The 26,369-nt window shown below is 32.2% G+C and carries 21 protein-coding genes and 3 tRNA genes; 11 read left to right on the top strand and 13 right to left on the bottom strand.

Features of this window, described 5'->3' with window-relative positions; all coding sequences use genetic code 11:
• Position 1: 1 nt before the first annotated feature.
• The 5 genes from AC061C_RS11080 to AC061C_RS11060 form a co-directional block, all read right to left on the bottom strand.
• Entirely contained in the window at positions 2-793 is a 792-nt protein-coding gene (locus AC061C_RS11080; protein ID WP_478291221.1) for a (Fe-S)-binding protein, read from the bottom strand.
• Positions 794-888: 95 nt separating this feature from the next.
• On the bottom strand, positions 889-2,220 hold the full coding sequence (locus AC061C_RS11075) for a 4Fe-4S dicluster domain-containing protein (RefSeq protein WP_478291220.1): 1,332 nt from the start codon (positions 2,218-2,220) through the stop codon (positions 889-891).
• A 5-nt stretch (positions 2,221-2,225) separates the two neighbouring features.
• Complete coding sequence (locus AC061C_RS11070; protein WP_417978601.1) at positions 2,226-3,191, bottom strand: MlaD family protein; 966 nt, start codon at positions 3,189-3,191, stop codon at positions 2,226-2,228.
• A gap of 50 nt (positions 3,192-3,241) precedes the next feature.
• Positions 3,242-4,396 carry an N-acetylmuramoyl-L-alanine amidase family protein gene (locus AC061C_RS11065; protein WP_478291219.1) on the bottom strand — a complete coding sequence of 385 codons (1,155 nt, stop codon included), beginning with the start codon at positions 4,394-4,396 and terminating at the stop codon, positions 3,242-3,244.
• Positions 4,397-4,438: 42 nt separating this feature from the next.
• Positions 4,439-5,608 (bottom strand): N-acetylmuramoyl-L-alanine amidase family protein, encoded by a 1,170-nt coding sequence (locus tag AC061C_RS11060; RefSeq protein WP_478291218.1) that lies wholly within the window; start codon positions 5,606-5,608, stop codon positions 4,439-4,441.
• An 83-nt stretch (positions 5,609-5,691) separates the two neighbouring features.
• Here AC061C_RS11060 and AC061C_RS11055 point away from each other — a divergent pair, with 83 nt between their 5' ends.
• Together AC061C_RS11055 and AC061C_RS11050 are read left to right on the top strand one after the other, a co-directional pair.
• The gene (locus AC061C_RS11055) at positions 5,692-8,442 is read left to right on the top strand and encodes a putative LPS assembly protein LptD (protein ID WP_478291217.1); all 2,751 of its coding nucleotides are present in this window, start codon (positions 5,692-5,694) and stop codon (positions 8,440-8,442) included.
• A 31-nt stretch (positions 8,443-8,473) separates the two neighbouring features.
• Positions 8,474-8,854: a RidA family protein gene (locus AC061C_RS11050; RefSeq protein WP_417984091.1), complete on the top strand. Its 381-nt coding sequence runs from the start codon at positions 8,474-8,476 to the stop codon at positions 8,852-8,854.
• A 75-nt stretch (positions 8,855-8,929) separates the two neighbouring features.
• Here AC061C_RS11050 and AC061C_RS11045 read toward each other — a convergent pair whose 3' ends face one another.
• The 4 genes from AC061C_RS11045 to AC061C_RS11030 all read right to left on the bottom strand — a co-directional run bounded on the left by AC061C_RS11045 (position 8,930) and on the right by AC061C_RS11030 (position 16,749).
• Positions 8,930-9,781, bottom strand: a complete 852-nt coding sequence (locus AC061C_RS11045; protein WP_478291216.1) for an N-acetylglucosamine kinase — start codon at positions 9,779-9,781, stop codon at positions 8,930-8,932.
• A gap of 125 nt (positions 9,782-9,906) precedes the next feature.
• Entirely contained in the window at positions 9,907-10,911 is a 1,005-nt protein-coding gene (gene gap, locus AC061C_RS11040) for a type I glyceraldehyde-3-phosphate dehydrogenase (RefSeq protein ID WP_478291215.1), read from the bottom strand.
• 72 nt (positions 10,912-10,983) lie between these two features.
• Positions 10,984-11,970 carry a 6-phosphofructokinase gene (pfkA, locus tag AC061C_RS11035; RefSeq protein WP_417944316.1) on the bottom strand — a complete coding sequence of 329 codons (987 nt, stop codon included), beginning with the start codon at positions 11,968-11,970 and terminating at the stop codon, positions 10,984-10,986.
• Between the two features lie 369 nt (positions 11,971-12,339).
• Complete coding sequence (locus tag AC061C_RS11030) at positions 12,340-16,749, bottom strand: translocation/assembly module TamB domain-containing protein (RefSeq protein ID WP_478291248.1); 4,410 nt, start codon at positions 16,747-16,749, stop codon at positions 12,340-12,342.
• A gap of 224 nt (positions 16,750-16,973) precedes the next feature.
• On the opposite strand from AC061C_RS11030, the gene tsaD reads away from it, so the two are divergent.
• The 8 genes from tsaD (at position 16,974) to AC061C_RS10990 (ending at position 24,938) form a co-directional block, all read left to right on the top strand.
• Positions 16,974-17,996 (top strand): tRNA (adenosine(37)-N6)-threonylcarbamoyltransferase complex transferase subunit TsaD, encoded by a 1,023-nt coding sequence (gene tsaD, locus AC061C_RS11025; protein WP_478291214.1) that lies wholly within the window; start codon positions 16,974-16,976, stop codon positions 17,994-17,996.
• Positions 17,997-17,999: 3 nt separating this feature from the next.
• The gene (locus AC061C_RS11020; RefSeq protein ID WP_478291213.1) at positions 18,000-18,710 is read left to right on the top strand and encodes a 16S rRNA (uracil(1498)-N(3))-methyltransferase; all 711 of its coding nucleotides are present in this window, start codon (positions 18,000-18,002) and stop codon (positions 18,708-18,710) included.
• Between the two features lie 18 nt (positions 18,711-18,728).
• Positions 18,729-19,367 (top strand): DUF4159 domain-containing protein, encoded by a 639-nt coding sequence (locus AC061C_RS11015; RefSeq protein ID WP_417970908.1) that lies wholly within the window; start codon positions 18,729-18,731, stop codon positions 19,365-19,367.
• Positions 19,368-19,824: 457 nt separating this feature from the next.
• Complete coding sequence (locus AC061C_RS11010) at positions 19,825-20,772, top strand: zinc metalloprotease (RefSeq protein ID WP_478291212.1); 948 nt, start codon at positions 19,825-19,827, stop codon at positions 20,770-20,772.
• A gap of 297 nt (positions 20,773-21,069) precedes the next feature.
• On the top strand, positions 21,070-22,017 hold the full coding sequence (locus AC061C_RS11005) for a zinc metalloprotease (protein WP_478291211.1): 948 nt from the start codon (positions 21,070-21,072) through the stop codon (positions 22,015-22,017).
• Positions 22,018-22,093: 76 nt separating this feature from the next.
• Positions 22,094-23,185: an AI-2E family transporter gene (locus AC061C_RS11000; protein ID WP_478291210.1), complete on the top strand. Its 1,092-nt coding sequence runs from the start codon at positions 22,094-22,096 to the stop codon at positions 23,183-23,185.
• 2 nt (positions 23,186-23,187) lie between these two features.
• The gene (locus AC061C_RS10995; RefSeq protein ID WP_478291209.1) at positions 23,188-24,369 is read left to right on the top strand and encodes a THUMP-like domain-containing protein; all 1,182 of its coding nucleotides are present in this window, start codon (positions 23,188-23,190) and stop codon (positions 24,367-24,369) included.
• A 2-nt stretch (positions 24,370-24,371) separates the two neighbouring features.
• Positions 24,372-24,938: a hypothetical protein gene (locus AC061C_RS10990; RefSeq protein ID WP_478291208.1), complete on the top strand. Its 567-nt coding sequence runs from the start codon at positions 24,372-24,374 to the stop codon at positions 24,936-24,938.
• Positions 24,939-24,940: 2 nt separating this feature from the next.
• Here AC061C_RS10990 and AC061C_RS10985 read toward each other — a convergent pair whose 3' ends face one another.
• The 4 genes from AC061C_RS10985 to AC061C_RS10970 all read right to left on the bottom strand — a co-directional run bounded on the left by AC061C_RS10985 (position 24,941) and on the right by AC061C_RS10970 (position 25,969).
• Positions 24,941-25,600, bottom strand: coding sequence for a M15 family metallopeptidase (locus AC061C_RS10985; protein WP_478291207.1), 660 nt, complete (start codon positions 25,598-25,600; stop codon positions 24,941-24,943).
• Positions 25,601-25,691: 91 nt separating this feature from the next.
• Positions 25,692-25,765: transfer RNA gene (locus AC061C_RS10980), tRNA-Arg, on the bottom strand.
• A 30-nt stretch (positions 25,766-25,795) separates the two neighbouring features.
• Positions 25,796-25,870, bottom strand: a tRNA-Pro gene (locus tag AC061C_RS10975).
• Between the two features lie 15 nt (positions 25,871-25,885).
• Positions 25,886-25,969, bottom strand: a tRNA-Ser gene (locus AC061C_RS10970).
• A 228-nt stretch (positions 25,970-26,197) separates the two neighbouring features.
• Between AC061C_RS10970 and AC061C_RS10965 the strand changes: the two genes are divergently transcribed.
• Positions 26,198-26,369: thiolase family protein (locus AC061C_RS10965; RefSeq protein ID WP_478291247.1), on the top strand; the 172-nt coding region annotated here is incomplete at its 3' end.

The following is a 26,369-nucleotide window of genomic DNA, read 5'->3' as shown; positions in this document are numbered from 1 at the left end:
ATTACAAGTCTTGTGCATTAGCAATAAGCTCCGCAATATCCATCACCTTGACATCGCTTTCTCTTTCTTTATTTTTAATACCATCGGTCATCATGGTATTGCAAAAAGGGCAACCCGCTGCAATTATTTCTGGTTTTGTTTCTAAAGCATCTTCGGTTCTTTCAATATTTATCTCTTTGTTACCGTTTTCAGCATCTTTAAACATTTGTGCGCCACCGGCTCCACAGCATAAACCATTTGCTTTAGAACGTTTCATTTCAACTAACTCCGCATCTAATTTAAGAATCAAATCTCTTGGAGCTTCATATACATTATTGGCTCGACCTAAGTAACAAGGATCGTGAAACGTGATTCGTTTTCCTTTGAATTGTCCACCTTCAATAGTAAGTCTACCATCATCTAATAATGATTTTAAAAATTCAGTGTGATGAATCACTTCATAGGTTCCTCCTAATTCTGGATACTCATTTTTAAGTGTGTTAAAACAATGCGGACATGCAGTAACAATTTTTTTTGCTTCGTAAGCATTCAAAACCTCGATATTCATCATGGCTTGCATTTGAAACAAAAATTCATTTCCAGCTCTTTTTGCAGGATCTCCAGTACAACTTTCTTCGGTACCTAAAACAGCAAAAGGTACATTTGCACGGTTTAAAATACGCACAAATGCTTTGGTTATTTTCTTAGCTCTATCGTCAAAACTTCCTGCGCACCCAACCCAAAACAATACTTCTGGTTGTTTTCCTTGAGCTAACATTTCGGCCATTGTTGGCACTATTAAATTCTCTGACATATTATATTGTTGATTCGGTTATCTTTTTCTTTAAATACTCCTAAGTTCAATTTGCTTAGTCCTCTTAGAACAAAACAAATTAAAAATTCAAATAGCTATTCGTTTTTCCAGTTCAATCGATCTTGTTGATTGTATTGCCAAGGTGCACCATTATTTTCAATATTGGTCATCATGGCGTTCAAAGGCATTGGTGCAGCACTTTGTTCCATTACCAAGTAGCGTCTCATATCCATAATAATAGAAAGAGGGCTAATGTTTACAGGACATTCTTCAACACAAGCATTACAAGATGTACAAGCCCAAAGCTCTTCTGCTGTAATATAATCGTTTAATAATGTTTTGTTGTCTGGAATAAAGATACCTTTATTAGCATCAATATTTCTTCCCACTTCTTCCAATCGATCTCTAGTATCCATCATGATTTTACGGGGAGACAATTTTTTACCCGTAAGATTAGCAGGACAAGACGAAGTACAACGACCGCACTCTGTACATGTATAAGCGTTCAATAGTTGCACCCAATTTAAATCCTGAACATCACTTGCACCAAATTTACTTGGAACTGCATTCTCATCAATTGGTGCAGCTGCAAAAGGATCAGCATTAGGATCCATCATTAACTTTACCTCTTTGGTTACCGATTCTAGATTATCAAACTGCCCTTGTACATTCAAGTTTGCGAAATAAGTATTAGGAAAAGCTAGCAAAATATGTAAGTGCTTAGAAAAGTATAGATAGTTCATAAATACCAAAATACCCGCAATATGTATCCACCAGAATATCTCCGAAAGTAACATTACTAATTCATTCGACACTCCATTAAAAATTGGTTCTATAAATTGGCTTATAGGAAATGAACCTGCTTTAATGAAATGCGAGTATCCTCCAGGAACCATTTGTAAATGTAAATCTGAGGCATTCATTAACAAAAATAAAGTCATCAATACCACCTCAAAATACAGGATGTAATTCGCATCACTTTTAGGCCATCCTTTTAAATCAGAACTTACAAATCGCTTCAGTTTGATTGCATTTCTTCGACTCCAAAAAGCAAAAACGGCTACTAGTACTAAAAAAGCTAAAATTTCAAACGATGCAATCAAGATGTTGTAGGTAGTTCCTAAAAAAGCAAAAACACGATGCGTACCAAAAAGACCATCAATGATTATTTCTAGCAATTCGATGTTAATGACCACAAAACCAACATATACAATAATATGAAGTATCCCTGCAATAGGCCTTTTTACCATTTTTGATTGACCTAATGCGATCATGGCCATATTTGTCCATCGTGCTTTGGGATTATCAGAACGATTAACAGCTGTTCCAAGATTAATGTTTCGTCTAATTTTTTTAACACTGATAAAAAAATATCCAAAACCGACTGCCAATAAAATGGCAAATAAAATATTATCTAGATAACTCATAAGTACTAATTTTTCACAGTAGAAATAGTATCCTTTGCAGGACCTACATAGGGTTTATTTTTCTTTCCAAATACAGATATATTGACATACCTTGTAGGATAAAGTCTAACATCTTGTAATAATAATTCTAATTCTTTAGTAGAGCTTTTAATGTTTTGATAAAAAGCATCGTCGTTAAGTAATTTGCCCATAGAACCTTTGCCTGATGATAAATTAGTCATAATACCATCAACTTTAGCTAAAGTTGCATTCAAGTTTCTTACTGACTTTCCAATATCGGCCTTGTTTAATGAATCTGATATTTTAGAAAAATTTCCAGACAATTTATTTAAATTGGCAACGGTACCATTTATTTGAGTTTTATTTGAATCTAGTAAAGCATTTACACTTTCAGCTGCTTTATGAAACTGCGCTACGGTCTTGCTCAATTCCGCTAATGTGATTTTTAAATCTTGCTGTCCTTTCTGATCTAAAACGTTATTCAATCCAGAAATTAATTTCTCTGTACTACCCAATACCTTTTCTAATTTTTCTTGAAGCGGCGCCAGTTGATCCCCTACTTTATCCGTAAGACCCATTTTTACTCCACCTTGTAACATTTGGCCATCTACTGCTAATGTCTTGTCCTCAAAATTAGGAATAATTGCAATTTGTTTTCCTCCAATAAAACCAGGTTCATAAATAGAAGCCATGCTTGATCTAGATATAGGAAAATCTGTTTTTAATTGCAATTGCACTAGCAATATCCCTGTTTTTTCATCAATTGTGATACTACTAACTTTTCCTATTACCAACCCATTTAAGGTCACAGGTGCCGAAGTAGCTAACCCCTCTACACTTTTATACTCTACAAAAAATGTTTTGTAGTTCGTAAACAGATCTCTGCCTTTCAAAAAACTGTAGCCCCAAATAAATAATAAAATTGATGCAATTACTAAAATAGCAGTTTTAATTTCTCTTGATATTTTCAAAATTTAAGTATTTTTTACAAATTTAATATAAAATATTTGACTTGTTGTAATTATTTAAGCGCTTCTTGTATAGTAATATTCTTTCCATCTTTAAAAGCTATAATATAAGCTGAAGTGTACCCTTTTGATTGAACAACTTTCAAATCCTCCTTGGCAATACTAAAGTCTGATGTAGAGCCATATGCATACTTATACAATTTACCATTGCTTGTTGTCATTGAAACATCTTTTAATCCATTAAAATTTGCGGGATTTAGTTTAATATTGTTTGTTCCTGCTGCAAATTGAACTTTAAAAACCACATTGGTCTTTACAGCTTTTAACTCCTGTTTACTCAAAACTTGTTTGGCTTTACTGGTTTTTGAAGTGTCCTTTGCACCATGATCCAGTATTTTTTTAGGCTGTTTCTCTTCGTAAGTTTCATCTGATCCCGAAGCACTATATTCTTTGCGATAAGCGATAATAGCCGATGCAATAGACTCTGCCATACTATTTTGCCCTTCCTCAGAATTTAAATACTGTCCTTCCTCCCCATTAGATAAAAAACCCAATTCGATTAACACACTTGGCATGTATGCTGCATCTAAAACCCACAAAGGAGTTTGTTTTATCCCGCGTGATTTTCGGTGTAATTTATTTTTAAAATTACTTTCTATTTTTGAAGCTAAATTGATACTGCGATCCAAATAATCTTCTTGAAGAATTTTTAATCCAATTAGAGTCTCTGGTTTTTTGGGATCGAAACCTTTATACGTTTGCTTGTAGTCTTTCTCGAGCAATATTACCGAGTTTTCTTGTTTGGCAATTTCTAAATTACCTTTGCTTCTTGCTAATCCCATTACAAAAGTCTCTGTGCCAAAAGGAACTGGGTTATCAACTGAATTGCAGTGTATCGAAACAAAGAGATTAGCATCAATACTATTTGCTTTTTTAGGTCTGTCTTTTAGTTCTATAAAAACATCTGATTTTCTGGTGTAAACAACAACAATATTAGGATCTCTTTTAAGATATTTTTCTAATTTTAAAGTAGTTTTTAGTGCAATCTCTTTTTCAACAAAACCATGATACGAATTCCCTGGATCTTTACCTCCATGACCCGCATCTAAAATAACTGTAAACTTTTGATTGGATTGTGAAAAGGAAATATACCCATAAAATAAAAATAAGGACAAAATTATCTTTTTGAATGCCGTGGTTAGTTTCAAAATTTGTGTTTTTTTTCTAAAATTATAAAAGCAATTGTATTCTTAATTTATAACATCTTGAATGTTGACTTTCGCTCCATTTTTAAATGCAATTAAAAATGCAGAAGCGTACCCTTTCGCTTTCGCCTCGCTTAAATACTTTTTTGCTTCATTATAATCTGTAGTTTCTCCAAACATGTATTTGTAAACTCCGCCTTCATAAGTAACAGAAACATTATTAAGACCCTTAAAATTTCTTGGAACTAACTCTACTCGTTTTCGCGTAGCAGAAAGTTGCACCTTAAATAAAGGTAGTGCAACATCTCCCACTTGTTTTGAGTTCTTCGTAACTGTTTCAGGCTGAGAGTTAACTTTTGTTTTATCAGGAGTTATAGTTTCTATTATTGGTTTTTCATTAACTTTTTGCACGGGTCTTTCTTCAAAAACTTCCATTTCTCCGTTACCATAATATTCTTTTTTATAGCTAATTACAGCATCTGCAATTGCTTTTGCTATTTCATCTTGCCCTTCTTCAGAATTCAATTTATTTCCTTCAATGGTATTGGATATGAAACCCATTTCGATAAGCACTCTGGGCATATAAGCTTTATGAAGTACCATAAAAGGAGCTTGTTTCACACCTTCACCACGAATTTTTTTTCCTAGATCCTCAAAAGCATCTTCGACTTTGCTGGCAAGTGAAATACTATTATCTAGGTATTCCTCTTGCATGATTGTCATTCCAATCATTGTCTCGGGCGAGTTAGGATCAAATCCTTCATATTTTTGCTTGTAATCCTTTTCCAAAGTGATTACAGAGTTTTCTTTTTTGGCAGCTTCTAAGTTGGAAGATACCTTACTTAAACCCATCACATAAGTTTCTGTGCCATCAGCAGCAGTATTTCTATTTGCATTACAATGAATGGAAACAAATATATTGGCATTGAATCTATTGGCAATATTGGCTCTTTCAATTAAATCAATAAAAACATCTGTTTTTCGGGTATAATTGACTTCCATTTGTGGAGTAGCTTCTAATATTTTTCCAACTTTTAAAACTACAGCCAATGCAATATTTTTTTCGATGCGCCCTTCATAGACAGCACCAAAATCGTGTGCGCCATGTCCGGCGTCTAAAGTTACTTTAAAAGTATTAGATTGGCTGAATCCAACCAGGGAATTAAGCATCAAAATAAAAGTAACAATTATTCTAATTTTACTTGTACTATGCATAAAGCGATAAGTTAATTTAATTAAAATACTAAGTCTATAAATTTATTTATTTGCCTATTTTTGACAAAAAATAATATGTAAGTTTGACATGTCAAAAAACAGGCCATAATTTTACAAAAATAGCATTTAAACCTTTGCATACAAACTTATTTAATATCGTTTTATTATCAATTCTCCTATCATTAGGTTCTGGTAAATTATATTCCCAAGATATAACAAAAAAAAAGACGGTTATACCAACTACAAAGAAATCTGATATCCTACAATCGAAGGATACTGGTATCAAAAATTCTGAAATAGCCGCGACAAAACAAACTGACACCATAAAATTAGACAGTATTAAGCCAAAAAAAGGTTTTCTTGATGGAAAGGTTCGTTACAAAGCGGAACAATATGCTAAAATTGATCAAAAGAAAAAAATAATCACGCTGTACGACAAAGCCGAATTGTATTATCAAGACGTCGAATTGAAGTCGGGTATAATTGTAATGGATTATGAAAAAAATGAAGTATATGCCGGACGAATTAAAGATTCTACAGGAGCATACACGCAATTTCCAAATTTCAAACAAGGTACCAATGTAATTGAACCGGATTCTATTCGTTTTAATTTTAAAACAAAAAAAGCGTTAATCTGGAATTCAAGATCAGATCAAGGCGAGTTTAAAATTAAAGCAGCAGTTACTAAAAAAGAAAATGATTCTGTTTACTTTTTAAAAGGTGCACGTTTTACCACTTCAAAAGACGTTGATAATCCTGAATATTATTTCCAAACTAACAAAGTTAAATTTATTCCTGGTAAAAAAGTTGTAACAGGATTAACCAATATGGTTATAGCAAATGTACCTACTCCTATTGCATTACCTTTTGCTTTTTTCCCGATGAGCAAAGAGACCAGTATTTCAGGTTTAATTTTACCTAGCTACAATGACTCCAATAACAGAGGTTTTTCATTACAAAATTTAGGATACTACTTTGCACTCAGTGACAATTATGATTTAACCGTTTTAGGCGATTATTATACAAATGGAAGTTATGGATTGCGTTTTGAATCTAGTTATGCCAAAAGATATAATTTCAGAGGAAACATAAATGTAAGATTCGAAAACTTAATCACCAGCGAAAGAGGATATCCTGATTATTTAAAACAAAACATTTACAACATTCAGTGGTCACATTCTAAAGATTCTAAAGCGAATCCTAATTCTAGCTTTTCAGCATCTGTGAATTTAGGAAGTAGTAAATATTTTAAGCAATCTATTAATCAAATCAATATAGGATCGAATCTTAATAACACATTAAGTTCTTCTGTATCCTATTCTAGAACATTTACTACAGTTCCGCAAGTTCGATTATCATTGACTGCAACTCATTCGCAAAATACCCAAACCGAAGAGATAAATATGACTCTGCCTACGCTACAATTAAGTGTAGATAGGATTTATCCTTTTGTAGGTAAAGATGGTGTCAAAAAAGGATTTTTCAAAAATATCAACTTGCAATACAATCTTAATGGAAGAAACAGTATTGTAACCACTGATTCCTTATTTTTTAAACCTCAAATGTTTAGAGATGCCAAAGTTGGCTTTCAGCACAGTATTCCGTTGGCTACTAACTTCAAATTATTTAAATATTTTAGCGCTTCAACGTCAATGAATTACGAGGAAATTTGGTATACTAAAACAATCGAAAGGAGTTATGATGTGGACCAAAGCAAAGTAGTTGACAAAACAATCAATGGATTTGATGCTTTTAGAACCTATTCTTTCTCTTCGAGTTTGGGAACCACTATTTACGGAACATTCAACTTTGGTAATGATAAAAAAATAAAATCGATTCGTCATGTCATGAGACCTTCTGTTTCCTACGGTTACACTCCTAGTTTTGAAAAATATTATAATACTTACGCTACTGATGCAACTGGAACCATGATCAAGCAATATTCTAGATTTGAAAATGGTATTTATGGTGCTCCAGGATTAAGTAACGCGAATACTTTAGGTTTTGATTTGAGTAATACGTTTGAAGCCAAAGTGACAGATAAAGACAGTACAAAGGTTGAGCCTAAGAAAATCATGCTTTTAAATAACTTGAATCTTTCGACTAGTTATAATCTAGATGCTGATGGAGTAACCTCTCTTGCATTCGCTCCAATTAGAGTAAGTGGAGGTACCACTTTGTTAGACAACAAAATGAATGTGAATTTTGGAGCCACATTAGATCCCTATGCCATAGATAATTCTGGAACACGTATCAACGTATTTAATATTGATAATGGTGGTAGTCTTTTTAGAATGACCAGTTCTAATATGACATTAAACTATTCGATTTCAAGTCAAGGTAAAGACAAAAAAGATAAAGATAAAAATGCACAAAGCCAACGTAATGGTGGTCGTGAAGATGATCTATTTGGAACTAATACAGATCTTGGCGATAGTAGAAGGAGCCAATTTAATGAAGAAGACGAAGAAGAAGGTGAAGACAAAATTTCAGAATTCTTTAATTCAAAACTACCTTGGGACATGACATTTGCCTATTCATTAACGTATGGCAATAACAATAGAGAAAATCAAATTATTGGAAATTCCATCATGATTTCTGCCAATGCTGACATAACTCCAAAATGGAAAGCAGGAGTATCAACCGGTTATGACTTTGTACAAAAGGGAGTTACATTTACGCAACTTCGCTTTGAAAGAGATTTACTAAGCTGGAGAATGGATTTTAACTGGTCACCCTTTGGAACCAATGCCAATTGGGGATTTTTTATCGGAATAAAATCGGGTGTTCTTAGTGATATCAAATGGGACAAACGAAGTACGATCAACCGCTAATTCTTTTTAAGAAATAAAAAATAATTGTTTTATGAAAAAAATAATCTTTACAGCAAATGCACCTGCTCCTATTGGACCCTACAATCAAGCTGTTTTAAAAGGAGATACGCTTTATACTTCTGGTCAAATTGCCATTGATCCAATATCTGGAGAGCTGGTTATGGGAAGCATAGAAGTAGAAACCGAACAAGTAATGAAAAACATGAAAGCGGTATTACTAGAAGCTGGAATGACCTTTGAAAATGTCGTGAAAACAACCATTTTCATCATGGATATGAATGATTTTGCAAAAATAAATACCGTTTATGGTTCTTATTTTAATGAAAAAACCGCCCCAGCGCGAGAGACAGTTCAAGTAGCTTGTTTGCCAAAAAATGTTAATGTAGAAATTTCTATGATTGCAATTTTATAGAAAATGTCAAAAAAAAATCCAAATTCCGATATTAAATATTGGAATTTGGATTTTATAATTTTAGAATAACACTTTCTATTTATTAGCGATATGATAGGCTATTAATCCGTCAATTGGTCTTCTTAGTACATTGCCCAATTGTAATTCGTATTTATCAAACGTTTCTTGTAATTCTTCTTTTAAGTAAAAAGCAATAGAACCTACAAAATGTACCGGAACCTCCTTGCAATTACTAAATTGTTTGATATAATTTTTGACAAAAGATTTCATCCCTTTGAAAATAATTTTTCTGCAAAACTCCGTTTCTTTATGTTGAATTAAGAACTTTGCAAATGTGGCTAAATAGGCATTTGGATTGGGTTCCTTATACAATTTACTTTTTACGCTATCCGGTTCTAAATCGTATTCTTTTTCGAATTGAGCCGTTAATTCTTTTGGCATTTTATTGAAATAGTACTTTCTAATTAATTCTTTTCCAAAAACATTACCACTACAGTCATCCATAACGATATAACCGAGTGATTGCACTTTTTGATGCAACTCTTTTCCATCAAAATAACTACAATTTGAACCTGTTCCTAGAATACTCACTATGGCTTGTTGTCCTTTTGGTGTGGTGGCATAAACCGCTGCATAGGTATCTTCTTCTACAGAAATAATAGCATTTGGAAAATAGTTTTGAAATATTTGTGAAAGCGATATCTTCATTTTATCTGTCCCACAACCAGCGCCATAAAAAAATAAGTGAGTGGTGTTTTTTTTATTTTGCAAAATATCAAAGCGATCATTGAGACGATCAATGATTTCATTATTCTCCAAAACTTCTGGATTTAATCCAAGAGTTTGTGTTGTAAACAATACTTTTCCATCTTCATCTATCGCAATCCAATCGGCTTTGGTAGAACCACTATCAACTATTAATCTCATTTCTTTTGGTTTTATTTTGGTTTTTAGAAGTACTTTTCAAAATGTAAAATTTTATTTTTTGAAAAGCGAACAAAAACAAAATCCCGTCACAAGTTAAGATAACGGAATTTTGTAGCTGTATATAATTATTTTAAACCTGCTATGTGTACAGACAAATCAATTAATTTACTGGAATATCCGTACTCATTATCGTACCAAGATATAATTTTAAAGAAAGTAGAATTCAGTCCAATTCCTGCATTAGCATCAATAATCGAAGTTCTAGAATCAGAAACAAAATCCTGAGACACTACCAAATCTTCAGTATATCCTAAAACGCCTTTCATGGTAGTTTCTGAAGCTAATTTTAGAACAGCCATAATCTCTGCATAAGAAGTTTCTTTTGCAACTTTTACAGTTAAATCTACTACAGAAACATCTGTGGTAGGAACACGCATTGACATTCCTGTTAATTTTCCATCAAGTTCTGGAATTACTTTACCTACTGCTTTTGCAGCACCAGTTGAAGAAGGAATAATATTTACCGATGCAGCACGTCCGCCTCTCCAGTCTTTTCTAGATGGACCATCAGTGGTCATTTGTGTAGAAGTTGTTGCGTGAACTGTAGTCATTAATGCCTCTACAATTCCAAAATTATCATTGATTACTTTGGCCAGTGGAGCCAAGCAGTTTGTAGTACAAGAAGCATTAGAGACTACTCTATCTGATGCTTGTGCTTTTTCATGATTAACTCCCATAACAAACATTGGCGCATCAGCAGAAGGCGCAGAAATAATTACTTTTTTAGCACCGCCTTTAATGTGCTCAGTTGCAGTTTCGATAGTTGTAAAGAAACCAGTACACTCAGCAACTACATCAACATCAACTTCATTCCATTTTAAATCAGCAGGGTTTCTCTCCGCTGTAATGCGAATATTTTTACCGTTTACAAAAAGTTTCCCATCTACAACTTCAACAGTTCCATTGAAACGTCCGTGAACAGAATCATATTTTAACAAGTAAGCCAAATGATCCACATCAAGTAAATCATTAATCGCTACCACCTCTACATTATCTCTATTGTAAGATTCTCTGAAAACAATTCTTCCAATTCTTCCAAAACCGTTTATTCCTAATTTTACTTTTGACATTTTACTTTAATTTTTTTGTTTATATATTAACTCAACCTAAAGCCTAATTTCCTCACAATAAACTTTAACCATTTATGTAGACATAATGTCTGAAACTCTTAATAATTCTCTATCAATCATCGTTTTACCTTTAATGGCTTGTTCTAAAGGCGTCAACGATACTTTATCATTTTGCAAACCAACCATATAACTTGATTTTCCTTCTAGCAATGACTCCACGGCTTTTACACCTAATCTACTTGCTAAAACTCTATCAAAACATGAAGGCGAACCACCTCGTTGCATGTGTCCTAAAACCGAAACTCTAACATCATACTCTGGCAAATTGGCTTCAACATAATCTTTCAATTCAAATACGTTTTTGCCAATTTTATCGCCCTCTGCAATAACCACTATACTAGATGATTTACCTGATGCTTTACTTTTTTGTAGCGATTCTAGAAGGCGGTCTAATCCTAAATCTTCTTCGGGAATTAATATTTCTTCTGCTCCTGCACCAATACCTGCATTCAAGGCTATATGCCCAGCATCTCTACCCATTACTTCTACAAAGAACAATCGGTTATGAGAACTTGCAGTGTCTCTAATTTTATCAATCACTTCCACAACAGTATTCAGAGCCGTATCGTAGCCAAGGGTGTGACTCGTTCCAAAAATGTCATTATCTATTGTTCCAGGAATTCCCATTACTGGAAAATTGAATTCGGAATTGAATAATAAGCCTCCGGTAAAAGTTCCGTCTCCGCCAATAACTACTAAAGCATCAATACCCGCTTTGGTCAGGTTCTCATATGCTTTTTTTCTTCCTTCAGGCGTTTTGAACTCTAAAGATCGAGCCGATTTAAGAATCGTCCCTCCTTTATTAACAATGTTGTTTACGCTTCGAGGTCCCATTTCTTTGAAGTCTCCTTCAATCATTCCTTGATACCCTCTATAAATTCCTATACATTCTATATTATGATACGCACATGTACGAACAACCGATCGTATAGCAGCATTCATTCCCGGGGAGTCGCCACCCGAAGTAAGAACACCAACTTTTTTTATTGTTTTTGGCATTATTTAAGTATTAAAGGGTAAAATTAGCAAACATCAAGCAGTTTTAAAGCTGTGTTTTTAATAAATTAGTAAACAACTCAGAATTCAAACGTTTTCGTTGATAAGTTTTTAGAAAAACAAAATAAAATCGTTTTTTAGTATCAAAACTTAAAAATAATGGATTTTTATTTGATAATTAACAATTAGTTTGTTTTTTTTGAGAAATCGATACCAAATGATAAGTACGAGCTACTAAAATTTCAAATAAAAAAAACAGATAGCTACATTTGTAATTTAGTGAAGATAAAGTATTGCTATTGTTTACTCTAAGTAGGAGGCAAAATGATAACGGAATACCTTTTTTTTTTAAATTTTTATATTTAAATATCGCTATTCGTTTTCTTCGGGAAGTAGACCTTCTTGATTTTTTTTGACCTTCTTTTTGGTCGATTTTGTTGGTGCAGAAAAATTTATATAATCTGGAGACATATCTGAATCTTGATCTTCAGCAACAGGAGCTGGCGCTCTATCAATTTTTAGATTTTTAAAAATTTTATTTACAAACTCTTTAAAAGTATCAAAATCAACCTCGTAAGAAACTCCTAAACCTTGTGTATACCCTATTCCTTGTCCGATATAATTGATATCATTTTCTTTATTAAAAAGACGTAAATTAAGTGTTCCATCTTCATTTACTCGATACAATACTTCAATATCTCCCACAATCGCAGATTCATTTATTCCTCCAAAAGGAACTCCTAATTTTCCATTGATGGTTATTCTTTCGTTTATTTTAGATGAAATTGTTGCGACAAATCTACCATCAGTTTCCTTCCCTATTCGCCTGTCGGCGCCAATGAAATTCAATCCGACTTTAAATTTCTCATCATCAGATTGTATGATACCGCCCAATATACTGGAGGCCGTTTCAAATAAACTTCCAGAAAAATCAGATTGACTCACTCCTTCCGGACTTAAAAAACCACCAGATGATAATAAGTACAACGCCTGAGTTTGTCGTACATCCTTATCATTTAATTTATATTGAATTTCAGATTTCAAAACATTGCTTACTGTTGGGAATTCAATATTAAAATCAGGTTCTGGACTTGTTAAATCGCCTCGAATACCAATAATTACTTCAACTGGAACTTTTGCATTGAATGAAGAATTATCAAGTAAAACCGCAGGATTTGCGGTCGTTTTGTATACGGCTTCTAAGTTCAATTGTGCTCTCATAGGATTGCCTTCCCATGTTATTGAACCACCTTTTCGAACGGCAAATTTCTTATCAATAAGTCCTCCATATTTAAAATTATAGGTTCCTTCATAGGCCTGGAAATCTCCCCACATATTAAACTTTCCTAAAGTATTAATTTTAAACAACAAAGATCCAAATCCCTTTCCTCTCATTCCATGACCCGTATTTCGGTCTAAAATTACTTCTACTTCGGCATCTGGTGTTATATCAAAATCAAATTCAAGTTCTAGACCATTGTAATTTCTGGCACTTTCAGTAATTCCATGCTTTAAATTGTATTTTTCTTGTGCAGTCACAAAATGCAGAAAAACATTATCACTTACACTTTCAGCATTGTTAATCGGTATTTTTATGGCTGTTCCTTTTTCAGATTTTGCATCTACTTTTATAAACAAAGAATTCGTTTTTCCTTTAATGGTGGCCATTCCATCAATAAAAGCAGTACCGTAATAGGCTGCATCTTCACTGTCTTGGGTATCTAATGCCAAAAGTCTTTTAGAATTTATAGCTAAATCTAGTTTCCAATCGGCAAAATTATTATGTTCAATATTTCCATTCAATTGCCCTTTGGTTCCGTATTTGGTATCGGTTAGTGTGTTGTTCCTAAACAAGAATTTTTCATCAGTCAAATCAATAATAGTATTATCGCTTAATGCGTAATCAACATTCAAATACGGAACCGTCAATCCAGCATCATTCAAAAACAAACGCCCATTGATATTTGGTTTTTTTAGGTTGCCTTCAATACTAGCATTACCTGATATGGAACCTCTTATATTTGACAAAACTTCACCGCCCAGGGAGTTAAGCGTTGCAATATTGAACTTTTCGAATTTTAACTTTAAATCTAAAATAGTTTCCTTGTTGATTATTTCGAAGCTTCCGTTTGCATTAAACGATTCTATATTTTTGTTTTCTAAGTTAGAATTTATTACAAACTTTCTAAGACTTTCATCACCTTCAATATCAAAATTCAAAGTTCCTAAATCTGTTTTGTTTACGTTTAAATTATCAATAACTATAGAAGCTGTTGGCTGATAAACTGCATTGTTTTGCTTAAAATTGACCTCGCCATTAATGTTTCCTTTGGTTATTAACTTGTTATTGAGAGGCGTAATTTGGTTGAGATCGACATCTTTAAAACTTAGTTTTAAATCCTTCTTGTTCGGTCCGTCAAAAGTTCCCATTAAAGAAATTGACTGATTTTCATGCGACATAATTATATTGTCGATGTCAAAAGTTTTGAATGATTTATCAAATACAATTTGATTATTTGGCGCATCATTTTCATTTAAAAACCAGAGATAATCCTTGAATTTGACTTCTGATTTGCTAATTCCCACTACATTATTATTGTCCTTATTGATCGTATGGTATAAATTCAGATTGTAGTAATCCTCCCCTTTTGATCCACCTTTAAACTCTGAACGAAAAAACAAAGTGTCTTTCATTGTGACATTAATAACACTAAAATCTCGTATTTTATAATATTTAGTTTTGATACTATCTAACTCTATAAAAGCATTATAAAGTGGATTTTTATTATCTACAGACACTCTTATATTATCGAATGTGGTATTAGCTGCAATAATTTGAGGCGAATTGAAGTTCAGCTTAAATTCTTGATTATCAGAACTTATATTCCCTTTCACAACGGTATTAGCACCAATAACAATGTCTGGATAAAATATTTCGATAATTTTATTATAAATAGAGAAATTGAATTGAAGAAACTGTCCTTTTTTAACCTTACTCGGTTTGAAATTTGTGTACAAACTTCCCAAAGAATTTTTTACTAAGTTTTCTAATTGATTGAATTCATATTTACCAACTATTTCTCCTTCTACAATATCTGGCGAATTTACAGTAATGGTTCTAACGTTATTGGAATCAAAACTGGATGCAATTGTAAAATCATCAAAGTCATAAATTCCCTTGCTGTTTTGATAGGATGTTTTGTTGATATACACATTTCCTTGAAAATTTTCAATGTTATTGCCAGATGCTTGTACGACAACATCTCCCTTAAAAAAAGAAATAGGATCTTTTACTAATTTCAATTTATTTAAGTCGGCATTCTCAACATTGATATGAAAATCATAACGACTGTCTTTTTTGCTTAAATCTAATAACCCATCGAAAGTCATCGTTAAATTAGGGTCATTTATAGAAATTTGTCCTTTATAATTAGGGCTTTTTAATGTTCCATTGACAACAATATTAGTATAATTATAATTTTTATATTCTATTTGACTAATGTCACCAATAATGGCAGTATTAAGAAATTCCCGTTTAAAGCCTTTTCCATCAACATCAAAATTTAAACTTACGGTACCAAGTTCTTTCTGTTCAAATAAAGTTCCAATATCAAATTTTTCTAAGATTACATTCCCAGTGTAGGACGCCTTATCAATTACATCAATATTCTGTATTTCCAGATTACTAGAGACAATCCCTAGTGCCGTTACCATATAAAAATCAGCTTCAACGGCAGTAGTCGAAACGTTAGCAGTTCCCGAAGCGGTAAACCTGCCTAATTTTTTTAAAGAAGTTGGTAATTTGGTTCCTAAAATATTGGGAAGTATCACGATTAAGTCATCATAACTCGATGTTAGCTTACTAAACTTCGCATACATAGAAAATTTTTGTCCTTTTTTTGCAAATAAATTCTTGAAATTGAGATCGCCATTAATTTGGGTTTTACGATCATCTACCAACTCTAATTTTTTAAATCGCAAATCATTCAGAGTCCCTTTAATATTGGTTTTGGCGTAAAAATGTTGATTTTTACCAATTTCTTTATAAAAATAACGAATATCATTAGAGGCGATAGAAGCAGCATCTAATTTAATATCAAATAGAACTTTATCTGTAAAACTAGAAAAATCTTCAATTTTATATTTTAAAACTACCGTTCCTTTAAACGTAGATTCTTTGGTCAATAGATCTAGCTTTTCTAATTTGATATTCTCTCTTGAGTACGTGAATTTTGAATTTAAATTCTTGACATACAAACCTCGGAAATCCAAAAATGACATTTTATCAATCAAGGTCGTTACCTCCGGTCCATATATTTGAAAGTCTGTCAAGGACGCATTCAGTTTGGTAAAATCTAAATCCTTGGGATTTTCTCTATTTTCATCAGTTAAAACAAAACGACCATCAAAAATTTGAGCCTTATTTATTTTAAGTAAAAATTTCTTTTTTGATTTTTTCCCTTTTTCAAAAGCTGCGAAAAATACATTAAGATTGGATTTCTTTTCATTTTTATAGGTTTTAAAATTAAAAAATAACCCATGTAAATTTAGATCATCAAAGATCAAATCTCCATCTAGCATTTTTTTACCTTCTAAAATGGTTGTAGAAATCCTATTAGAATAAATCAAAGTATCATTGCGATGATCTAGAATCAATACTTTCTTAAATTTCACGCCTCCAAAAATTGAAATAGCAACTTCATCAATAGAAATCTTAGTTCCAAAATCTTCATTTATACTATTGGTGAAGTATCGAGCAATTTTTGTTTGTACTGATGGCATGCTCAATGCAATACCAAGCACTAACAAAAGTAGGATTAGTCCAAGCAAAGAACGAAATACTATTTTTCTAAATTTTTTGATACCTTTAAACTATTTAATTCTATAATATTTTAATTTGCACTTGGAAACAGCAACACTTTCAATAAAAATTCTTTAATTTTGAATGCTACAAATCGATTTACTGAATCGACTTGTCAAATGTAATTCAAAATTTATGCCTTTTTATGCAAAATTCCGAGGTTTTTATTCTTGCGATCGAAAGTTCTTGTGATGATACCGCTGCCGCTATTTTACAAAACGATAAAGTATTGTCAAATGTCGTGGCGAATCAATTAATACACAATCAATATGGTGGCGTTGTTCCTGAGCTAGCCTCACGTGCACACCAACAAAATATTGTTCCGGTGATCGATGCAGCGCTTCGAAAAGCAAATATACAAAAAGAACAGTTATCAGCAATTGCCTTCACTCAAGGTCCTGGACTCATGGGTTCATTGCTGGTGGGAAGTTCATTTGCAAAATCTATTGCATTGGCTTTAAAAATTCCATTAATTGCTGTGAACCACATGCAAGCGCATGTTTTAGCTCATTTTATTGATGAGGATGGATATGAAAAACCAACATTCCCTTTTTTGGCGTTGACTATAAGTGGTGGACATACTCAGATTTTAAAAGTTGATCATTTTTTTAACATGACAATAATTGGCGAAACCACAGATGATGCTGTTGGCGAAGCTTTTGATAAAAGTGCTAAAATATTAGGGCTTCCTTACCCAGGTGGACCTTTGATTGACAAATATGCCCAATTAGGAAACCCAAAAGCATTTGCTTTTACAAAACCAAAAGTTCCAGGATTGAATTTCAGTTTTTCCGGTTTAAAAACAGCCATTCTCTATTTTATTCAAAAGAAAAAAATAGAAAATCCAAATTTTGTGGATGAAAACTTAAATGATATTTGCGCATCAATTCAACATACCATTATTGAAATTTTAATGGATAAATTAAAGTTAGCAGTCCAAGAAACAGGTATTACACAAATCGCTATTGGCGGGGGAGTTTCGGCAAATTCTGGAATTCGAAACACCTTAAAAGAAACAGAAAAAAAATACGGTTGGAAAACCTTTATTCCGAAATTTGAATATACGACCGATAATGCCGCTATGATAGGTATTGTGGGGTATCAAAAGTTTTTATCACAACAATTTGAAACTTCCTCTGTTGTTTCTAAAGCTAGAATACAAATATAAATTATGCAATTATTTTACAATCCGAATATTTCGGAAACTACAGCAACATTTGCTTTTGATAAAGAAGAAAGCAAACATATTATTAAAGTACTTCGAAAAAAAGATACCGATATTTTACATGTAACCAACGGACTTGGTTTTTTATTCAAAACTGAAATTACATTAGCCTCCGATAGCAAGTGCACTGTAAAAATTCTTTCTTTCGAAAAAGCTGCTGCTTCGAAATTTCATTTGCATTTAGCAGTAGCACCTACTAAAATGAATGATCGTTTTGAATGGTTTCTCGAGAAAGCCACAGAAATAGGCGTACACGAAATAACACCTATTATTTGTGACCATTCAGAGCGAAAAGTGATTAATAACGAGCGATTTGATAAAATTTTATTAGCTGCTATGAAGCAATCTAATGAATTGTATTTGCCTAAATTAAATGATGCCATCACCTTTAAAGAGTTTGTTAAAGGGAATAGAAAAGGTTTAAAACTAATTGCACATTGTGAGGAAACTGAAAAAAAGACCCTAAAATCAATTGTGAAACCCAATGTAGATGTAACCATATTAATAGGACCAGAAGGTGATTTTTCAGAAAAAGAAATTACTTTGGCGCTTGAAAATGAATTTGTTGCAGTAACATTAGGCACAACCAGATTAAGAACAGAAACTGCTGCAATTGTAGCCTGTCACAGCGTGGTTTTTATAAATGAAGAAGAATAAACATTTATTTAATCCATTATGAGACAACTATTTTATCTACTACTATTACTTTCAATACCATCATTTTCTCAAGAAATTGCTTTGGTTAAATACAGTGGTGGTGGTGATTGGTATGCAAATCCTACATCGCTCCCCAACTTGATAAAATATTGTAACGCCAACATTAATACTCGAATAAAAACAAAACCAACAACGGTTGAACCCAGCAGTCCCGATTTATTTTCATACCCATACATTCATATGACTGGGCATGGAAATGTAGTTTTTAATGACGCTGACAGCAATAATCTTAAAAATTATTTACTCGCTGGAGGTTTTCTTCATATTGACGATAATTATGGTATGAATCAATATATTAGAAAAGAAATAAAAAAAATATTTCCAAATAATGAGTTGGTTGAAATACCTGCCACGCACGCCATTTTTCAAAAACCATATTCCTTTCCAAATGGATTACCAAAAATTCATGAACACGACGGAAAACGACCACAAGCTTTTGGTATTTTTATAGCTAATAAGTTGGTTTTGCTGTACACCTACGAATGCGATTTAGGTGATGGTTGGGAAGATGCTGAAGTAAATAATGACCCCTTAGCAGTACGCGAAAAAGCACTTAAAATGGGAGCTAACATCCTAAACTACATTTTTAATAATTAAAAGTCAATTTTGGTGATTATACAATAATGTAATTCATCTATTTTTTTTAATAATTCTTTGTCATCTTACAATTTTGGTTTTCAAATTTTAATTCAAATTTATTTAGATGGAACCAATTACCTAAATAAAAATTGTTTAATTTCTAATTCTAGGTTTTTCAGAATAAAACAACAACCTACACATTTCCAATACTTTTAAGATATTGCATTGCATAATGACATAAAATTTCTTAAAAATCCTTTTGTTTTTATGAAATAGAGCATTACTTACATTGGTAATTTCTATTTGTATGAAAGCACTTGTAAATAATAAATCGTTAAAAATAAACAAAAGCAGTAAAATCGATTGTTTACTATTTTTATTTGATTTTTTTAATTGAAAAAATTTTTATTATGAAATAATTGTTATACAATTGTGAAATAATTAACCAATCCTATTAATTTATAACAAATTATTTATGAAAAAGATTCTTTTATCTGCAGTAGCATTAGTAATGCTTTTCTCTTGTCAAAATGAAACAACAGAAGCAGCTCCAGAAGCTAATGCAATTGCAAAACGTGGTTGTGCATCACAAGAAGTTCTTGAAGCGCAATTGAAAGCTGATCCAACTTTAGCTTTAAGAATGAATGAAATTGAAGCTTTTACTCAAAAAGCTCTGACAAACGGTCGTTTAGTAAATGGTAAAGTTGAAATTCCTGTAGTGGTGAATGTTTTGTATAGAACTGCTGCTGAGAATATTTCATTAGCTCAAATTCAATCTCAAATTGATGTATTAAATGCAGATTTTAATGCAACTAATTCAGATTTCAGTAGTACTCCTGCTGAATTCTCTGGAGTAGCTGCAAATGTAGGAATCACATTCGTTTTAGAAACAGTAAATAGAAAATCTACTACTAAAACATCTTGGGGAACTAGAGATGCAATGAAAAAAACAAAACAAGGAGGTTTAGATCCTACATCCCCAACAACTAAATTAAATATGTGGGCTTGTACTATTGGTGGTGGAATCTTGGGTTACGCTCAATTTCCTGGGGGAGCAACTGCTACAGATGGTGTTGTAATGGACTCTAAATATTTTGGATTATCAGGATTTGCTGCTTTTCCTTATAACTTAGGAAGAACTGCTACTCACGAAGTGGGTCACTGGATGAACCTACGTCACATTTGGGGAGATGCTACTTGTGGAAGCGATTTAGTGTCTGATACACCTACGCACAATGATGCTAACTATGGTGTTCCTGCTTATCCTCACTATAGCACTTGTACTGGTACACCAGTAGAAATGACTATGAACTATATGGATTACACTGATGATAGAGGAATGTATATGTTCTCTAATGGTCAAAAATCAAGAATGGCTGCAATTTTTGTTTCAGGTGGAGCAAGAGCAAGTTTCGGAATATAATTTTTAAAATTCATAAAAGGAGGTGATTCAATAATTCACCTCTTTTTTTTATGCAATTTTTCAAAGTATTCTTTAAATAACACCTCTTATTGGTATTATTTTTTTGTTGAATTTTTCATTAATATTTTTTTATCCATAAAATTTAGGCTACTACTCTTACAATTTTAAATCCAAAATGAAAGTAGAAATAGTATTCTAAATTTTTTAAAAAATAATTGATTAAAAAATTGTTGTTTTAAATAAAATGTTATAAAATTGTTAAATAATTAACCAAAACTAATTTATTACCTATTCATTATGAAAAAAATTTTTTTATCTGCTGTAGCATTAGTAATGCTTTTCTCTTGTCAAAATGAAACGACAGAATCTGCTCCAGAAACTAATGCAGTAGCACAAAGAGGCTGCGCATCTCAGGACGTGTTATTAGCTCAAATGAAAGCTGATCCAAAACTAGCACTAAGAATGAACGAGATTGAAGCATTTACACAAAAAACAATGGCAACCTCTCGTATTGTAAATGGGAAAATTGAAATTCCTGTAGTAGTAAATGTATTGTACAGAACAACTGCTGAAAATATTTCATTAGCACAAATTCAATCTCAAATTGATGTTTTAAACAAAGATTTTAACGCTGCTAACTCTGATTTTAATCAAGTACCTTCTTTATTTGCAGGAGTAAAAGCAAATGTTGGAATCTCTTTTGTACTTGAAGCTGTTTACAGAAAAGCAACTACTAAAACTTCATGGGGTACAAACGATGCAATGAAAATTGCTTCACAAGGTGGTATTGCTCCAACATCTCCAACTACAAAAATGAACCTTTGGGCTTGTACAATTGGTGGAGGTATATTAGGTTATGCTCAATTTCCTGGTGGATCTTCTTCTACGGATGGTGTTGTAATTGATTCTAAATATTTAGGAACAACAGGTACAGCAGCCTTTCCTTTCAACTTAGGAAGAACAGCAACTCATGAAGTTGGACACTGGATGAACTTACGCCATATATGGGGTGATGCAACTTGTGGTAGTGATTTAGTATCTGATACACCTACTCACAATGCTGCCAATTCTGGAGTTCCAGCTTACCCACATTACAGTACTTGTTCAGGAAATCCAGTTGAAATGACAATGAACTATATGGACTATACTGATGATAGAGGAATGTACATGTTCTCTAACGGACAAAAATCAAGAATGGCTGCAGTTTTTGTTTCTGGTGGATCAAGAGCTAGTTTCAGATTATAATTTTTTGTTTTTTTTAGATTATAAAACTCGCTACTTGTTAGCGAGTTTTTTTATCTTTATAACCTAAAACAAAAGTATGATTACACCTAAAACCATTTCAAATGGTATTATCAGAGCATTATTAATCGTTCTTATTATAGGTTTGATTTTGTTCTTCTTTTACAAAATTCAATCGGTGCTTATCTATCTCGTTGTATCACTGATACTCACCTTAATTGGAAATCCTATTTTAGACTTTTTTAAAAAGCGATTGAAATTCAATCATATTTTTGCGACTATCCTCACCATAGTACTTTTTATATTGATTATATCTGGTTTTATAATGATGTTTGTTCCTTTGATTTTATCACAAGGTCAAAATTTATCCCTATTGAATACTTCAAAAATAGAAAGTAATATAATCCAATTAATAAGTCAGATTAGTACCTATCTAGAGAGTCATCAAATAGATTCTTCTCAGGTTCTAAAAGAAACTAATCTTACGTCTAAAATCAATTTTAATTTCATTCCTAATTTTTTGAATACAGTAATCAACACTATCAGTAGTCTCGGGGTTGGCTTAGGTTCCGTTTTGTTTATTACTTTTTTCTTTTTAAAGGATCGATTAATTTTTATTATTGGTTTCAAAAAACTAATTCCGGACAGCCATGAAGATCAAATATTAAGTTCATTAGAAAAAATCAACCACCTGCTTTCTCGATATTTTATTGGTTTACTGCTTCAATTATTTATTGTTTTTCTTTTATACTTAATTGTATTATTCCTTTTTGGTGTTCCAAATGCTATTGTTATTGCTTTTTTATGCGCAGTACTAAATATCATTCCTTATATCGGACCATTAATAGCCTCCATTTTAGCAGCTATTTTAACGATGATGAGTACTTTAGGGAGTGATTTTAGAACCGAAACCTTACCAACTACTATATATGTTTTAATTGGTTTTTGGATAGTTCAAATCATCGATAATAATGCGTCACAACCCATCATTTTTTCTAAAAGTGTTAGTTCACATCCCCTCGAGATTTTTTTAGTAATACTCATTGCAGGTTTCCTTTTTGGAATTCTAGGAATGATAGTTGCTGTTCCTCTTTACACTATTATCAAAGTGATTGGGAAAGAATTTTTTCCAAATAATAAAATCATTATGTTATTAACCAAAGACATCTAATTGTGGATTTAAAGATTTTAGATGCCAAATTGCAGGCATTTATCAATGATAATATTGGTAAAAGCATAACAAAACTAGCTTTACAAAAAAATCCTTTTCAAGAAATGAATTGGCATTTCATTTTGAATCAAATAGAAGCTAAAACAAAAGCAAAGGAAAAGCTGCCTACTTGGTTTTTTGCTCACAATATTATATATCCTAATAAAATTTCAATAGAACAAACATCCTCAGAAAAAACAGCTTGTTACAAAGCTTACTTAATTTCAGGAGAATCAATAATCGATTTAACTGGAGGTTTTGGAGTAGATGATTATTATTTTGCCCAAAAAATTAAAAACGTAGCTCATTGTGAAATCAATTCAGAGCTATCTGCCATTGTTCAACACAATTTTAAACAATTAAATATATCAAATATCAACTGCTATGCAGGAGATAGTATAGTTATTTTATCAGATCTAAATAAAAAATGGGATTGGATTTATATTGATCCTTCGAGACGGAACGAAACCAAAGGCAAAGTATTTATGTTGAAGGATTGCTTGCCTAATGTTCCTGAAAATCTTGATTTTTATTTCTCCTATTCAAATTCTGTACTCATAAAGACTGCGCCTATACTGGATATTTCAGCAGGTTTATCTGAATTAAAAAACGTCAAAACTATTCATATCTTAGCATTAGAAAATGAAGTAAAAGAGTTGTTATGGGAATTACACCAAGATTATATTGGCAATACAGAAATCAAGACTGCTAATATCGTTAAGAATAATGTTGAAATGTTTAATTTCATTTTAAACGAAGATTCTAAAATTCCAAATTACAGTCCGCCCCAAAAGTATTTATACGAACCCAATAGCGCAATCATGAAATCAGGTGGATTCGATGAAGTTGGAACATTTTACAATTTAAATAAAATACAAAAACACTCCCATCTATACACATCTAATGAGTTAATTGCATTTCCAGGACGAACTTTTGAAATTCTACATGCAATATCTTACAGTAAATCTGAGATGAAAGTTTATTTAGAGAAGAAACAAGCAAATTTGACCACAAGAAATTTTCCAGATAGTGTAGAAACTATTCGGAAAAAATGGAAAATAAAAGAAGGAGGAAATACCTATTGTTTTTTTACAACTGATGAAAACAATCATAAAATAGTTTTAATTTGCACGAAAATAATATAAAAATGAAATACATAATTACCCTATGCTTGTTGTTCATTAGCTTCAATAGTGTAGCACAAAATCCATGTGATTATAGTGTCAATGTAAATGATTCTATTGGCACTTATAAATCTACCCGAGACTATATGCTTAGTGAAAAAAACTTTGGCGGAAGCTCCAGTTATATTTTTTGTACTTTGTCATTGACAGATGGATTACCAACTTTGACTGTTCAAAATATTCAAAAAAGTAAAGATTTTATGAAAGCCAATTGCTTCGATAAAAATTCTAAATTAATCTTACAGCTAAATAACGGTAAAATAATTACATTAATTCATATCGATCAAGAAAATTGTGGAACTATGATTAGGGATGATAAAGGATTTGATAATAGAATTACTTCCGGAATTTTCATGTTCATGAAAGAAAGCTTTGAAGACCTAAAAAACTCCCCTGTTTCTTTGATGCGTATAAAATACTTGACAGATACAGAGGATTATGTTTTAAAAAATGAGTTAAAATCAGAATTAAATAATGAAACATACTATCCCGAAGACTACTTCATTAATTACTTAAAATGTATAGAATAGTATTATTCACAGTCCCATTTAGCGTTTGATATTTTATCATTTAAACCTGACTTTAAATTGTAATGCCACCATTCTGAATCAAAAGAGTTGAAACCATTGCTAATCATAAGTGTTCTGATAAGAATTCTATTTTTTTTTACTTCCATAGATACATTGGGATAGTTATGACTCGCTTCGATTCCAAAAAAATCGAAAGAAGTTCCCATGTTTAACTCTTTCCCTGTTGCATCAACCAAAGTAATATCTACCGCTCCTCCTCTATTATGAACCGAACCTTTGGCCGGATTTGCAACATATTCTGGATTAGAAACAATTTTCCACATTTTTTTTTGAATATCTAAAGGACGATAACAATCAAAAATTTTGATTTTAAATCCTTTTTTCATGAATTTCTTATTCACTTCTACCAAAGCAGTCACCGTTTTAAGTCGTAAAAAACATGCTTCACAATCATAAACTTTAGCTTTCAAAAAATTATCAGTAGTTGCATATTTCATGTCATATACAAAATCTAGGCTGTAGTCCTTTAAATTTACAAATGTAGTATCATTAATAATTGAACTATTATTTTCTTTAGCATCAGAAACGATAGTTTGTGATTTACAAGAGACAATACACAAAAAGGTACAAAGAAGTGCAAATGGTTTGAAACAGGAAGTCATAAATGCTATTTTTTATAAAAATAGAATAAATAAAGGAAATTCGAGAACTATTAAAACAAAAAAACCGATACTTATTGAGTATCGGTTTTTGTGAAGGCAGAAGGATTCGAACCTTCGACCGCCTGCTTAGAAGGCAGGTGCTCTATCCAGCTGAGCTATGCCTCCATTTTAAAAATCTAAATCGACTCCTAAAAGTCGGGGTGGCAGGATTCGAACCTGCGGCCTCCTGCTCCCAAAGCAGGCGCGATAACCGAGCTACGCTACACCCCGAAAAAAATTATAAAGCGGAGGGACAGGGACTCGAACCCTGGCACCGATTACTCGATGACAGTTTAGCAAACTGCTCCATTACCACTCTGGCACCCCTCCAAGCTCAAGAAAACGTGTTCTGTTTTGCGGTTGCAAACTTATGATATCTTTAGACTTCTCACAACTATTTTAAAGCTTTTTTTTAATATTTTTTGATACATCGATAAAAAAGCTTCACAATCAAACATATAGAATCAAATTAAATTTAAAAGTGATTATCTAACTCCCAAAATATGAATTTATCTAAAAAAGCTTAAATTTGCTAGATAAACCAACATTATCATAGTTATGAACAAAAGAGTTGTTATCGTATCTGCCGTTAGAACACCTATCGGAAGTTTTATGGGGGGATTATCTACAGTAACTGCGCCAAAATTAGGAGCAGCAGCAATCAAAGGTGCTTTAGATAAAATTAATCTAGATCCAAATTTAATAGATGAAGTATTTATGGGTAATGTAG

The sequence above is a fragment of the Flavobacterium sp. GNP010 genome, from assembly GCF_056428945.1.
This window is presented reverse-complemented; position numbering and strand designations above follow the sequence as displayed.